The organism is Bacillus sp. NMCN1, assembly GCF_002998085.1.
In the GTDB taxonomy this organism is placed as follows: Bacteria; Bacillota; Bacilli; order Bacillales; family Bacillaceae; genus Bacillus.
This window is the reverse complement of sequence record NZ_PVQL01000001.1, coordinates 1,738,286-1,752,951: the sequence shown is the minus strand read 5'-3', so window position 1 is coordinate 1,752,951 and position 14,666 is coordinate 1,738,286. Positions and strand designations below refer to the sequence as shown.

The window sequence follows — 14,666 nt, the reverse complement described above, 5'->3', positions numbered from 1 at the left end:
TTGCGTCTCGCATGTGGGATTTGTCGAGCAATTATAAAAGGAACTTCCGCCTTCATCTTGAAGTATGTACACATGAAGAGGGGTGAGCGGATGAAAGCATCAACAACCGTGCAAACAAAAGACCGTATTATTGAAGCTGCCATCAGACTTTTTAACCAAAAAGGATTTTCTGGAACCTCTGTCCGTGAGATTGCAAAGGAAGCAAACGTCAACATTGCCCACATATCTTATTACTTTCAAGGAAAAGGAGGGCTGCTTGAGCAGCTCGTATCTGATTTTTATGAAGGCTACATTCACATGATTGAATCACATATCCATCACATGGAAACCCGTCACGCAAAAGAATGTTTACTTCAAGTGGTTTTTGATATTTTATCTTATCAGCACAAGCACCGTCAATTAACCCGTTTCGTTTATCGAGAGGTGACGATTGATTCGACGCTCATTAGAGAAATTATGTCGACCTATTTAACAAAAGAAAAATATTTGTTTCAGCTCATCATCGAAAAAGGAAAAAGCACCCATGTGATTTGTGAGCAGCTCTCACTCTCATCGTTCATGATCCAGCTGAAATCACTACTCATGATGCCCTATTTACAGCCGCAATATTTAACGGAGGTGCTTTATTTGAATCCAAGTGAGCCTTATTTCTATCAAATGTATTTTAAGGAACTGAGCCGATCACTTCATCATTTACTAGAACCCAAAAAGCAGGCATTAGAATCTCAATTAAAACTCATGATGTCTTCGAATTGATCATAAGCATATCCGAGATCTTCCGCTTGATGGGCATCAGACCCGAATATGAGCGGAATTTTTTTCTGTTTCGCAAAGTCAATCATCCATTGATCTAAATAGATACTTCTGGCATATGTTTTACGAAGACCTGATGTATTAAAATCTAAGGACATACCTTTTTTTGCCGTTTCTTCAAGACAAAGGGTGACCTTTTGACAAAGTGCAGGCGGCATCTCATATGGGAAAAGCTGTTTGAATTTCTGTACAAGGGTGATATGACCGATTCTCTTTGGCTTATAGCGACCTAAAGATGATAGAATAGAAGAATGAATTTGGTCATAGTAGCTTTGATAGACCTGTTCGATGCTGCCATAGACGCTTATTAGCTGCTGGAAGGCATGCTCGTCAAAATCAAGGCAAATATAATCATCGCCAGCAGGAAGAAAGTGAACAGATAAAATGCTATCGTCTAGTTCTGGACCGTAGCAGTCTAAAAAGGCACTTGTTTCCTCTTCATACTCTTTGATATAGTCAACCTCAAGCCCAGTTTTTACTATTAATTGTCCTTTGTATTCGTGTTTCAGCTGATCCAATTTCGTTACATACGATTCAAGGTCTTGGAGCTTCATGGCACTATCCTGCTCTGGTGTTGGATCTCGAAACGATGGAGGCAGAGGGGCATGCTCGGTAAAGGTTATGGAATCAAATCCCTTTTTGATGGCTTTTTCAATATAAGAATGAAAAGAATCAAGCGAGCCGTGCGGGCAAAACGGTGTATGTAGATGTGCATCTTGCTTTAGCATGTCGTCACCTCTTGTCGATATTTTGAAAAACGTGATGTTTATCAGCGAAAATAATGAAAAATCATGACCAAAAATGCTGGTTACATGGTATCATAATAACAATGAAAACGACAGCTTCCGCATACATAAAAGCAGGTCACGTGGATTCGTGTGATCAAATGATAGAAAGCGCTCAAATACTTTCTTGAACAACATACATAAAACCGTGAATGGATGGTATTGGAAAAACATACGATCCTGTTTATAAAAAAACAAATGCAAAGCGGACACGAAAGGGTTCTCAGGTCTACTCGGGACACTTTTACCCTGACATCATTTAGATCACAACAAGGGGGCTCATTATGGAGTTTATCATCGGTTTAATTGTCATTTTGCTTGCTTTATTTTCAGTCGGTTATTTCCTGCGAAAAAATATATATAAAGAGATTGACCGATTGGAAGCATGGAAAATTGAAATTTTAAACAGATCAATTGTAGAAGAAATTTCAAAAATCAAACACTTAAAAATGACCGGAGAAACAGAGCAATTTTTTGAAAGATGGCGTGCAGAGTGGGACGATATCGTCACGGCCCATCTTCCAAAGGTAGAGGAGTTACTATATGATGCAGAAGAGTATTCTGATAAATATCGATTCTCCAAAGCCAAGCAGGTTCTTGCACATATTGAGGATTTGCTGAGTGCTGCTGATTCGAACATTGAAGACATTTTAAAAGAAATTGCAGACCTTGTCACAAGCGAGGAGCAAAATCGCAAGGACATTGAAAAGGTCAAAGAGCAATATCAAACGGTTCGAAAAAATCTGCTTGCGTACAGCCATTTATATGGCACCCTTTATGACAAAATGGAGCAGGACTTAGATGAGGCCTGGGAAGGGATCAAGCAGTACGAGGAAGAGACAGAAAACGGAAACTACATGCAAGCAAGAAAGATTTTGCTTGAGCAAGACCGCAGACTTGACCAGCTTCAACTGTATATCAATGATGTACCAAAGCTTATTGCAGACTGCAAACAAACCGTACCAGGTCAGCTGACGAAGCTGAAAGACGGATATCAAGAAATGACAGACAAAGGCTACAAGCTAGAGCACATCCAGATGACAAAAGAGCTGGAGAACTTAAATAAACAGCTGACCCGTGCGGAGAAGCTGCTCATTGATGAACTCAACTTAGATGAGGCATCAAGCACCCTGCAAATGATCGACGACGCAATTCATACGCTGTATGATCAGCTGGAGGCGGAAGTAGAAGCAGGTCAGGAAATCAAGAGCAAAATGCCTGAGCTCACAGAAGCATTTGAAAAGCTCGAACAAGATCACACACAAACAAAGGCAGAAACGGCACTTGTGAAAGAAAGCTACAAGCTGACAGCTGGAGAGCTCGACCAACAGAAGGCATTCGAAAAACGCTTAGAAGAAATTGAAAAGCTGATGAAACAAATTCGCGAGAAGCTTGATCGTGACCATGTGGCATATTCATTATTAATGGATGAAATCAATCAGCTGGAGACCTTTATCGATGATGCAAAAGCATTGCATGACACGTTTAAAGATCATCTTCAATCATTAAGAAAAGAAGAATTACAAGCGAGAGAAACACTGGCCGATCTCAAAACTATGCTGACAGATATAGTACGCCAGCTGCATAAAAGCAATATCCCGGGTGTACCTGCTGAGATGAAAGGGCGGGCTGAAAAAGCGCAGGAGATGATTCAGCAAGTGCACGAGCAGCTGGAAAACCTGCCGCTCAACATGCCGGCAGTGAACCAACAATTAAAAGAAGCCTCAGATACAGTGAGAAATGTTGTGGATGAGACAGAAGAAATGCTTAGTAAAGTGGATCAAATTGAACGAATCATTCAATACGGCAATCGTTTTAGAAGCCAAAACCATATTCTTTCAGAACAATTAAAAGAGGCAGAACGAAGATTTTATGCTTACGATTACAACGGATCATTTGATATAGCAGCAGCGGCTGTTGAAAAAGCATCACCAGGAGCCGTTCAGAAGCTGTTGGCTCAGCAAGAAAAAAAGTATCAGCATCAATAAAAAAGCTGAAGTCCTGTAACTGGACTTCAGCTTTTTTCTATTAAGATGCTTGTTTCTCCCGCTTTTCAGAAGCAGAAGAAGTGAAAAGGGAAAGAATAAGCCCAATGACAACCCCGAAAATAGCAGGACCAATCCAGCCAATGCCAAGGTCATATAAAGGTAATATCGTTTGAAAGAGATCCTCCACCGGACCAATCGGGAGTTTCGCCGCTACTAAGCCGTCAAACAAACTGACGCAGCCAGTTAAAATCAAAGTAAGGGCATAAACAGGTCTTCTATGACCAATCCATTTGTCTGCCAGCGACAATACAATGATCACAATCGCTAGCGGGTAAATCGCTGTTAAAACCGGTACAGAGAAAGCAATAATATGAGCAAGTCCAAAATTTGAAATGATAAAACTAAATAAAGTCACCAGTGTGACGACCATTTTATAAGAAAGTTTAGGTAATAAATTTGAGAAATACTCTCCGCATGATGTAACGAGACCGATACTTGTTGTTAAACAAGCAACCGTAATCGCAGCACCCAACACAATATTTCCTAAACTGCCAAATAGGAATTGAGAAGACTGAGCCAAGATTTTACTGCCATCTCCAACAAAACCAATGGCGTGTGTACTTGAAGCGCCTAAATAAGCAAGAGACAGATAAACAAATGTTAATCCGCAAGCTGCAATCAGACCCGCTTTGATACAAGCAGAAGTCAGTGCCTTTTTACTTGTCACACCGCGTCCTTTAATGGCGTTGATGACAACAACCCCAAACACAATAGAAGCAAGAGCATCCATTGTTTTATAGCCCTCTAAAAATCCTTTGAAAAATGATCCATTGCTATAGGATACATCAGGTGTGCCAACGGCGCCCATCGGCGTTAAAATGGCTTTGACAATAATAATAAAAATAATCGTAAATTTAATCGGTGTTAACACTTTCCCTACACGATCCACAATCTTCGTTGGATTTAGAGCAAGATAATACGTAATACCAAAAAAGACAAGTGTGAATAAAAGAAGTGAGAGCCAAGCTGGTACACCTGCTAAAAAGGGTAATGCACCAATTTCATATGAAACCGTTCCTGTACGAGGAATAGCGAAAAGCGGCCCAATAGATAAATATAAAATGACGGTAAACGCTGTTCCAAAAGCTGGGTGAGCTTTATCAGCTAATCCTTTCGCATCTCGACCTGTTAAAGCGATCGCAATAATCCCTAGAAGAGGTAAACCGACACCTGTTAATAAAAATCCGCCCATTGCTTTCCATACATTTGTGCCAGCATATTGCCCAAGCTCTGGTGGATAAATCATATTTCCGGCGCCGAAGAATAGAGCAAATAGCATAAAACCGATAATAACTGTATCTTTCGTCGACAATGTTGCCTTCATTGAATATAAAGCCTCCAATATTATGTTGAAATATTCTGTTAATTAGTTGCTAAAACCGTTCTTCATTAACATTCACTAATTATAAAGGATGTACGTCTGATGTCAACATGTGTTTTCGTACAAAAGTCATGAATTTTTCTATTTTAGTATATGGAGGACAATAAAAAAACATCCCCTTCCAAAGAAGAAGGAGATGTTGCGGCTCTCGATGACTAAGAGGCGAGCTGTTCCGGTGGACTGGTAAACATCGAAATAAGTAAACCAACCACAGCACCGATAATAGCTGGTACGATCCAGCCAATGCCTAAATCGTAAAACGGTATGATTGAATCCAAGATGTCAGGCAACCCACCGAGATTGATTTTGGCAGCTAATAATCCATCAATGATGGAAAAGAAACCAGTAAAGATGAGGGATACTACATAAATCACTCGTCTGCCGTTAATCCAGCGGTCAACGAATGACAATAAAATAATGACAATTGCCAGTGGATATATTGCTACGAGTACAGGGACCGATAGAGAGATGATTTGTGCCAGTCCAAGGTTTGCAACCAATGTGCTAAATAAAGAAACAATGAGTACGACTGTGCGATAAGAAAGTGCTGGGAAAAGCTTTGAAAAATATTCGCCGCATGATGAGACAAGCCCAACACTTGTTGTGAGACAAGCAAATAAAATGGCTGCACCAAGGACAATGTTACCAGCAGAACCCAATAAAAAGTTTGCTGATAGTGAAAGCAGTTTGCCGCCTTCATTTGCCCCAACCATTCCGGTTGTATCAGGACTTGAAGCACCGACATAAGCAAGCGAGATATACACTAGTGCTAGTCCAGCTGCTGCAACAAGACCAGCTTTTATACAGGCCGCCGCAAGAGATTTGCGCTCTGTGATGCCTCTTTCTTTAACAGCTGTCACAACAACGATTCCAAATACGAGAGAAGCAAGAGCATCCATTGTTTTATAGCCTTCTAAAAATCCAGTAAAGAGCGGGTTTGCCTCATAGGTTGTATCAGGAGCACCGATCATTCCCATTGGCGTAGCAATGGCTTTAATGACAATAATGGCAATAACAGTTAATAAGATCGGTGTCAAAATTTTACCAATTCGATCAACCAGCTTTGAAGGATTTAAAGCAAGCAGATATGAAATAGTGAAAAACACTACGGTAAAGATGAATAGCGGTATCCATGAAGTGGATTGTGCCCCTGACAGAAACGGTGCTAATCCAATCTCGTAAGAAACCGTACTTGTTCGCGGGATAGCAAAAAATGGTCCTATGGATAAATACAGAATGACAGTGAAAATGGTTCCAAATATAGGATGGGCTTTATCCGCAAGGCCTTTTGCACCGGTACCTGTAAGGGCAATAGCAATAACTCCTAGAAGCGGAAGACCAACTCCTGTGAGTAAAAATCCACCGATAGCAAGCCAAACATTCTCACCTGCATATTGTCCAAGGACAGGCGGGAAAATCATATTTCCTGCGCCAAAGAATAATGCAAAAAGCATTAAACCAATGGCTAATGTCTCTTTTATACTTAAACTATTTTTCAAAATAGTTCCTCCTTAATCAGTGTAGTGTGTCAACTTAAAATATTCTGACAATTTCAGGTGTTAATGTGACAATTGCACTATGGATGATATAGTGAAAATGAAAAGTTGTCAACTGCCATTTTCAGAAAATTCTCTGTCTGACTTCATTATGGTAACATATAAATGCAATTATTTTTAAAGCTTTTTGTAAGGAGTCCAAGTATGATTTATCTCGATAATAGTGCAACAACAAAACCGTACCCTGAGGTTTTACAAGTATATCATCAAGTGAGTGAGCGTTTTTTTGGGAATCCGTCTTCACTTCATCAGCTCGGAATTGATGCGAGTCGCTTGCTAAGTGAAACGAGAAAACAAATGCGTCACTATACAGGCTTGAAACAATATGAGATTATTTTTACTTCTGGTGCAACAGAAGCAAATAACATCGCCATTAAAGGAGCAGCTCTCGCCAAAATGAATCGGGGGAAACATATTGTGACAACAGCAATTGAACACCCCTCTGTCATCGAATCGTTTGAACAGCTGAAGGCTTTATTTGGTTTTGAAATCTCCTATATTCAAGTAAATGAGCATGGCCATGCAGATATGAATCATTTAAAAGAAGTGCTACGCCCTGATACAGTGCTTGTCAGTCTCATGCATGTAAACAATGAAACAGGCGCGATCCAGCCGATAGAGGAAGCAGCCATCATCATTCGAAAGTATGCCAAAGAGGCAATTTTTCATGTCGACGGCGTACAAGGAATCGGTAAGGTTCCCCTGTCTAAAGAGACGGATATTGATCTTTTGACGTTGTCAGGCCACAAGATTCACGGCTTGAAGGGAACAGGCGCCCTCTTTTTAAAGAAAGATATTGTGCTTGCCCCTTTCATCACAGGAGGAGAGCAGGAATTAGGGCTACGTTCAGGTACTGAAAACCCTGCTGGTGCTGTCAGTTTAGCAAAAGCCATGAAACAATCATTTGAACATCTTGAAAAGCATCATGATGAGATGCAGGCGCTGAAAACTCAGCTGCAAAAACAGCTTGGAGAAATAGAAGGTATTGTCATCAACACACCGCTGATGCAAAGTGCGCCGCACATTGTAAATTTTTCAGTACCAGGTATCCAAATTGAGGTCCTTCTCCATATGCTTGAAAAAGAAGGCATGTATGTCTCTACAACATCTGCTTGCTCAGCCAAGAAAAAAGAGCCAAGTCGTGTGCTGCTAGCTATGGGGAAAGCAGAAGAAGTGGCCAAAAGCAGTATGAGAATCAGTTTGACATATGGCCAAGGACCAGAGCTAGCGCCGCAAATCATCACATCGATCGCACAAAGTGTAAAAAAACTAAAAGGAATGAGATAACAGCATGAAATATGATCATATTTTAGTCCGTTTTGGTGAGATTTCAACAAAAGGGAAGAATAGAAAGAAATTTATAGAAAAACTAAGGCAGCATATCCGGTTTGTATTGAAAGACTTTGAAGCATTAAAGTATGCATCTGACAGAGACCGCATCACGATCATGCTGAACGGAGAAAATCCTGAACCGATTTCAGAACAGCTCAAAAGTGTATTTGGCATTCAGAGCTTTAGTCTTGCGGTGAAATGTGAGACAAACCTCGGTGCCATTAAAGAAGCGTCTTTAACAGCGGTACAGGAAGTGTATAAACAAGGAAATACATTTAAGGTCTCAACGAAACGCTCTTATAAGCAATTTGAACTTGATTCAAATGAAATGAACCGGGAAATTGGCGGACATGTGCTGAAGAATACGGAAAACTTAACGGTCAATGTCAAACAGCCGGATGTACATTTGCGCATTGAAATAAGAGAACATGCAACATACATTACATTTAAAGATGTCAAGGGTGCAGGCGGCTTGCCGGTAGGTTCAAGCGGAAGAGCGATGCTCATGCTTTCAGGCGGCTTTGACAGCCCAGTTGCTGGCTATCAAGCGATGAAACGCGGAATTCAAATTGAGGCTGTACATTTCTTTAGCCCCCCATATACAAGCGAACGTGCCAAGCAAAAGGTCATTGATCTTGCAGAATGTTTAGCTGCATATGGAGGCGAAGTGAAGCTTCACATCGTTCCTTTTACAAAAATTCAAGAGCTGATTCACAAACAGGTACCTGAAAACTATACGATGACATCAACAAGAAGAATGATGCTGAAAATAGCTGATAAATTAAGAGCGAAGCGTGATGCCCTTGCGATTATTACCGGTGAAAGCCTTGGACAAGTCGCAAGTCAGACACTTGAAAGCATGTATGCCATTAACCATGTAACCAATACACCAATCATTCGCCCGCTCATTGCTGTTGATAAAAATGACATTATTGATGAAGCGAGACGAATTGGCACTTACAATACAAGCATTCAGCCTTTCGAGGATTGCTGCACGATCTTTACGCCGCCATCTCCTAAAACAAAACCAAAGCTTGAGAAAGTAGAACGCTACGAAAGCTTTGCTGATTTTGAGCCGATGCTCGATGAGGCAGTGGAGCAAATTGAAACGATCATCGTCACAAATGAGAAGAAAGCGGCAGACGAATTCGCTGATTTATTCTAAAATAAAAATTTCATAATAATTACCATGAAATCAATCGTATGAAGTCATGTGTTTCTACACATTCTATATTCACAAGGAGGTGAGAACACATGGCTCAACAAAACAGACAAAGCAGTTCTAACCAATTAGTAGTACCAGGCGCTGCACAAGCAATCGACCAAATGAAGTACGAAATCGCTTCTGAATTCGGTGTAAACCTTGGTGCAGAAACAACATCTCGCGCTAACGGATCAGTTGGTGGAGAAATCACTAAGCGTCTTGTATCTTACGCTCAACAACATATGGGTGGCGGATCTTTCTAAGACACACAATTAAAAAGCTATGGCTTAGGAGCGGGATCATTCCCGCTCTTTTATTTTTGTACATAAAAATAGTTTGAATATTTCTGAAAAAGAAGACGGATAAAAAAAATTATGGCATAATACTAGGAGTAGGTCCTAATTCAAGCATTTTTCAGTTATGAGTGTTAGAATAGGTAAATTGAAACATGTTTCGTTTCATAGAAAGAGGCTAAAAGGAGCTGTACCATGAAAAGAGAAGACTTAATTGCACCAGAACAATATAACTTAGTCAGTGAGATTGAAGCGTTCAGTCATGACAAGGAGAAAATGGCCCTGCACTGGCAGGATGGAAATGATCACGAAGCGCATGTGACGTATGCAGCTTTAGTGGAAGAAGCAAATAAAATTGGTCATGTATTATTAAATGCAGGCTTTAAAAAAGGCGATAAAATCATTGTGATGGTGCCGCGCATGCTAGAGGCATACAGCATTTATTTAGCAATCTTGAAAACAGGAATGGTCGTCATTCCTTGTTCAGAAATGCTGCGTGCAAAAGATTTAGATTACCGAATTGAACATGCAGAAGCAAAGGGAGCGATTGTTTACTCTTCATTCATTCAATCGTTCGACGGAACCAATCAGCCAAACGATTTTAAAACATTCTCAATCGGTGAAAACGGTCATGGCTGGGCAAATATTCTAGCGCAAAAGGATCAACAATCAAGCGAGCTGCAAATGGCTCCAACAACACGTACAGACATGGCGTTCTTATCCTATACATCTGGTACGACAGGTCATCCAAAAGGGGTTGTTCATACACACGGCTGGGCATATGCACATTTACGCACAGCTGCCAAAGCATGGCTCTCCATTAATGAAGGGGATAAAGTGTGGGCGACAGCAGGACCAGGCTGGCAAAAGTGGGTGTGGAGCCCTCTCTTATCTGTGCTAGGAAGTGGCGCAGAAGGCTTTGTATACGGAGGGAAATTCAATCCAAATACGTACTTAGAGCTGCTTCAAAAAAATGAAATCAATGTCCTATGCTGTACGCCGACAGAATATCGTTTTATGGCGAAAGTAGATGATTTGAGTCAGTATGAGCTGCCAAAGCTGCATAGTGCCGTTTCTGCGGGAGAGCCGCTGAACCGTGAAGTCATTGATACATTCAAAAAGCATTTCGATATAGAAGTACGAGATGGCTATGGCCAAACAGAAAGCACACTGCTCGTAGGGGTCCTAAAAGGAATGGACATCAAGCCAGGCAGTATGGGAAAACCAACACCTGGAAACGAAGTCGACATCATTGATGAGGACGGCAGCGTATGCGCTCCTGGAGAAGTTGGTGACATTGCGGTACATCTCGAAACGCCGGCTCTATTTAAGGAATACTACAAAGATGAAGAGCGTACAAAGGCGCAGCGCCGCGGGAATTACTTTATTACCGGTGACCGTGCGAAAAAAGATGAAGATGGATACTTCTGGTTTGAAAGCCGCAGAGATGATATCATCGTCAGCTCAGGCTATACCATTGGGCCGTTTGAAGTAGAAGATGCACTGATTAAACACCCAGCAGTCAAAGAATGTGCGGTCGTGGCTAGCCCAGATGAAATCAGAGGATCAATCGTGAAGGCATATGTCGTCCTGCGTGATGGAACAGCACAAAGTGATGAGCTGATCAAAGAGCTGCAAACACATGTGAAAAACACAACAGCACCTTACAAATACCCAAGAGAAATTGAATTCATTGACGAACTGCCAAAAACACCGTCAGCGAAAATCCGCCGTGTCGAGCTGAGAGAAAGAGAGCTTGCACGAAAAGGATCATGATGAATAAACGAAAAGCGTTTGGATGGAAAGCATCCAGCGCTTTTTTTGTACGGAAAATCAAATTCGTTGGATCATGATGTTCTATGTTAAAATGTGTAGGAATTGCTGGAAAAGGAGATTGTCAGAAGATGTTCATTGCCATCATTCATGGAATTGTGCTTGCCTTTGGCCTCATTTTACCATTGGGCGCACAAAATGTATTTGTGTTTCAGCAAGGAGCGCTTCAGCCGCGATTATATCAGGCCTTACCTGTCGTTATCACTGCTGCTCTTTGTGACACACTATTAATTGCGTTAGCTGTCATAGGTGTTTCAGTTGTGGTGTTCACCATTCCTATACTGCAAATCGGTCTTTATCTCATTGGGTTTTGTTTTTTAGTTTATATGGGATGGTCCGTGTGGAACACAAGCTCATTATCAGATGATAAAGAGAAGCAGGAATTCATGCCTGCGAGAAAGCAAATTGTCTTTGCCTGTTCAGTTTCACTTTTAAATCCCCACGCCATTCTCGATACAATTGGTGTGATTGGAACAAATTCGCTTCAATATAGCGGGACAGAAAAACTGGCATTTACACTCGCTTGTATCATCGTGTCCTGGTTATGGTTTAATGGGCTCGCTCTTTTAGGGAAAATGCTAGGGAAGTTAGATACAAACGGCAAGTGGATGAACCGTATCAATAAAGCTTCAGCGGTCATGATCTGGCTTGTCGCGTTATATATTGCGTATCAATTGATTGTATAAAGGTACATAGAGAAAAAAGAGAGAAGCGTTTGGGCGGATTAGAGTCCGCGCGTTTTTTGTATTTTTGAGTTTAGCAACCTTTGCATGAGCGCAGCGCTCATGCTTTTTTTATCAGGTCATTTTTTAAAGATCGTTTGATTTAAAAGACGGAGTGCTTGTACGATATCATCCAGTTGTTCTATATCCGAGGAAGATAGGCTGTCTAATAGCATCCTTTCGATATGCTGGAAGGCTTCGTTCATACAGGCACGACCTTTGTCAGACAGCATGATCACATGCTTTCGCTTATCATCTTTGTCTTCCTTTTTATCTATAAATTGTTTTTCATGCAGTTTTTTTAGTTCTCTGCTGACATTTGGAAGAGACATGTGCTGACAGTCGGCAATTTCACTAGGCGTAAGCGGTTCGCTGACTGCTAGCTGCTCTAGAATTAAGTATTGTAAGGTTGTTAGGTCAGCTGGTTTGACTTTGTTCATCAGGGCGTGCTTCAGCTCTGAAAAAGTAGAAGCAAATGCTACGAATTCCTTGAAGAAATGGGGATGTTTCATGTTTATCACCTCCTATGTAACATACCAAAATTATTATCAAAAAACAATTATCATTTGACAACTAAATGAGGAGGGTATATCCTTTAGTTATCAAATGATAACAAAAGGAGCCGACACATGAATGTACTCATTATTTATACTCACCCTCATCACAATAGTTTAAATGGTGCTTTTTTAAAAAAAATAATGAAAGGCAGTGAAGAAAACCCACTGATTCATGAAGTAAAAATCATCGATTTATACAAAGAAGAATTTGATCCTGTGTTGATTTTTAATGAAGAGAAAAAAAGACGTGACATGCATAAGGAACCTGACATTCGGGAGTATCAGGAGAAGATCAAATGGGCGGACAAAATCGTGTTCGTATATCCTATTTGGTGGGGAAGACCGCCAGCCATGCTGCTTGGTTTTATTGATCGTATGTTTGCTGCGAATTTTGCTTATCGTCAAACAGGCGGGCTGCTTCCAGAAGGACTGTTAAAAGGAAAAAACGCTGTTTGTGTATCGACGATGCAAGGGCCAACCAACTACCCTTTATTCTTTTTGCAAAATGCACACAAGATGTTAATGAAACGAGCCCTCTTACAATATGTCGGAATCAAACCTGTAAAGTTCTTTGAGTTTGGCATGATGGAAAGTCCAAAAGGAAAACATGAGGTCAAATTAAAACGAATCTACAACTATTTCAGAAAAATCAGCTCATAAAACAGTTGATGAAGTCACTTTTCTTCTAATTCGATCCTTATATGTTTTAAAATGACAGTGAGGGTGGGGGAACTCTTCCTCGTCATTTGAAAAGGGGGATATGGATGAAGAAAACATTGTTTAAAGATGCAGCGCTCTTAACACTTGATCCAACTTTAGGTTTTTTAGAAAAGGGAGATTTATTAATTGAAGGGACACACATTTTAGAGGTCGGACCTTCAATTGAAGCAAATGATGCTGACATTGTCGATGCGTCCGATATGGTGATCATGCCAGGGCTTGTGGATACACATCGTCATGTGTGGCAGTCTATCATCAGAGGCATAGGCACAGATTGGTCTTTGCAGACATATTTGAGCAAAATCTATTATGGGAACTATGGTGCGATGAGACGCCCATCCGATGATCGAATCGCAAATTATTTAGGGGCATTAGAAGCATTAGATGCAGGAGTAACCACATTTTTAGACTGGACGATGATCAATTCAATGGATCATACAGAAGAGCTCATCGGAGGCTTAAAAGATGCGGGCATTCGGGCTGTTTTTGCTTTTGGTTCCTCTGGAGATGCTGAATATTGGGATAGGGAGAGCACGCTCACCAATATGGAAGATGCAGCACGCGTGAAAAAAGCGTATTTTCAATCATCAGATCAGCTTTTGACGATGGGGCTTGCGATTCGTGGACCAGAGTTTTCTTCATGGGAAACTTCAGTATTTGAAATTGAAACAGCCCGGTCTCTAGATGCTCTATGCAGTATGCACATTGGCTTTGGAAATTGGGGAGCGGAGGATCGTTCGATTGAGCGGCTTTACAAAGCAGGGTTACTTGGACCTGACCTCAACATGGTGCATATCAATGCAATCGATGCGGATCAAATGAAGATGCTGGCAGACAGCGGAAGCTCCATATCCATTACACCTGAAATTGAGATGATGATGGGTCACGGTTATCCTGTCACAGGACTTGCGATCGAACAAGGTGTTCTTCCAACGCTCGGTGTAGACGTGGTAACAGCGACAGGCGGTGATTTGTTTGCTCAAATGAAATTTGGACTTCAGGCAGAGCGCGCGCTCCAAAATCAATCATTGCTGATGGAGGGCATTATGCCAGGGCCTGAACTTGGGATTTCTGCTCATCAGATGCTTGAAGCTGCGACGATCAATGGGGCTCGTGCATTACAGCTTGATCATAAAATTGGCTCGCTCACACCTGGAAAAGAAGCTGATTTCATCCTGATCGACCGGACAAGCATGAATCTTCTGCCGATGACAGATCCTGCTGGAGCGGTTGTCCAAACGGCACATCCTTCAAATGTTGATTCTGTCTATGTGGCTGGAAAAGCAGTGAAACGAAGCAGAAAGCTTGTCGGGGTGAACCTAGAAGAGGTCAAACGGAAAGCTTATGCGGCAAGAGATCATATTCTATCGCACAAGTTTGAATCAACTCCATCGTAAATAAACATATCCCCATAGGCGAGGC

General features: G+C 41.3%; 13 protein-coding genes. 9 read left to right on the top strand and 4 right to left on the bottom strand.

Going from position 1 to position 14,666, the window contains the following annotated elements; translation table 11 throughout:
* The first annotated feature begins 90 nt into the window (after window positions 1–90).
* Complete coding sequence (refZ, locus tag C6W21_RS09225) at window positions 91–756, top strand: forespore capture DNA-binding protein RefZ (protein WP_106050084.1); 666 nt, start codon at window positions 91–93, stop codon at window positions 754–756.
* Here refZ and hisJ read toward each other — a convergent pair.
* Window positions 726–1,541: a histidinol-phosphatase HisJ gene (gene hisJ / locus C6W21_RS09220; RefSeq protein WP_106056152.1), complete on the bottom strand. Its 816-nt coding sequence runs from the start codon at window positions 1,539–1,541 to the stop codon at window positions 726–728. The genes refZ and hisJ overlap by 31 nt on opposite strands.
* A gap of 341 nt (window positions 1,542–1,882) precedes the next feature.
* Here hisJ and ezrA point away from each other — a divergent pair, with 341 nt between their 5' ends.
* Window positions 1,883–3,586: a septation ring formation regulator EzrA gene (gene ezrA, locus C6W21_RS09215; RefSeq protein ID WP_106056150.1), complete on the top strand. Its 1,704-nt coding sequence runs from the start codon at window positions 1,883–1,885 to the stop codon at window positions 3,584–3,586.
* A gap of 40 nt (window positions 3,587–3,626) precedes the next feature.
* Here the strand turns inward: ezrA and brnQ (C6W21_RS09210) are convergent, their stop codons facing one another.
* On the bottom strand, window positions 3,627–4,970 hold the full coding sequence (gene brnQ, locus C6W21_RS09210) for a branched-chain amino acid transport system II carrier protein (RefSeq protein WP_106050081.1): 1,344 nt from the start codon (window positions 4,968–4,970) through the stop codon (window positions 3,627–3,629).
* Window positions 4,971–5,182: 212 nt separating this feature from the next.
* Window positions 5,183–6,526, bottom strand: coding sequence for a branched-chain amino acid transport system II carrier protein (gene brnQ, locus C6W21_RS09205; RefSeq protein WP_106056148.1), 1,344 nt, complete (start codon window positions 6,524–6,526; stop codon window positions 5,183–5,185).
* A gap of 201 nt (window positions 6,527–6,727) precedes the next feature.
* Here brnQ (C6W21_RS09205) and C6W21_RS09200 point away from each other — a divergent pair, with 201 nt between their 5' ends.
* The 5 genes from C6W21_RS09200 to C6W21_RS09180 all read left to right on the top strand — a co-directional run bounded on the left by C6W21_RS09200 (window position 6,728) and on the right by C6W21_RS09180 (window position 11,931).
* A complete protein-coding gene (locus tag C6W21_RS09200; protein WP_106056146.1) occupies window positions 6,728–7,870 on the top strand; it encodes a cysteine desulfurase family protein in 1,143 nt (380 codons plus the stop codon).
* Between the two features lie 4 nt (window positions 7,871–7,874).
* Window positions 7,875–9,080: a tRNA uracil 4-sulfurtransferase ThiI gene (gene thiI, locus C6W21_RS09195; RefSeq protein WP_106056144.1), complete on the top strand. Its 1,206-nt coding sequence runs from the start codon at window positions 7,875–7,877 to the stop codon at window positions 9,078–9,080.
* Between the two features lie 89 nt (window positions 9,081–9,169).
* Window positions 9,170–9,382: an alpha/beta-type small acid-soluble spore protein gene (locus C6W21_RS09190; protein WP_099681477.1), complete on the top strand. Its 213-nt coding sequence runs from the start codon at window positions 9,170–9,172 to the stop codon at window positions 9,380–9,382.
* Between the two features lie 225 nt (window positions 9,383–9,607).
* Window positions 9,608–11,188 (top strand): acyl-CoA synthetase MbcS, encoded by a 1,581-nt coding sequence (gene mbcS / locus C6W21_RS09185; RefSeq protein ID WP_106056142.1) that lies wholly within the window; start codon window positions 9,608–9,610, stop codon window positions 11,186–11,188.
* A 128-nt stretch (window positions 11,189–11,316) separates the two neighbouring features.
* Window positions 11,317–11,931, top strand: a complete 615-nt coding sequence (locus C6W21_RS09180) for a LysE/ArgO family amino acid transporter (protein WP_106056141.1) — start codon at window positions 11,317–11,319, stop codon at window positions 11,929–11,931.
* 116 nt (window positions 11,932–12,047) lie between these two features.
* Here the strand turns inward: C6W21_RS09180 and C6W21_RS09175 are convergent, their stop codons facing one another.
* Window positions 12,048–12,479, bottom strand: coding sequence for a MarR family winged helix-turn-helix transcriptional regulator (locus C6W21_RS09175; protein WP_106050075.1), 432 nt, complete (start codon window positions 12,477–12,479; stop codon window positions 12,048–12,050).
* A 117-nt stretch (window positions 12,480–12,596) separates the two neighbouring features.
* Between C6W21_RS09175 and C6W21_RS09170 the strand changes: the two genes are divergently transcribed.
* Complete coding sequence (locus tag C6W21_RS09170) at window positions 12,597–13,184, top strand: NAD(P)H-dependent oxidoreductase (protein ID WP_106056139.1); 588 nt, start codon at window positions 12,597–12,599, stop codon at window positions 13,182–13,184.
* A 104-nt stretch (window positions 13,185–13,288) separates the two neighbouring features.
* On the top strand, window positions 13,289–14,641 hold the full coding sequence (locus tag C6W21_RS09165) for an amidohydrolase family protein (protein WP_106056137.1): 1,353 nt from the start codon (window positions 13,289–13,291) through the stop codon (window positions 14,639–14,641).
* Window positions 14,642–14,666: the final 25 nt, after the last annotated feature.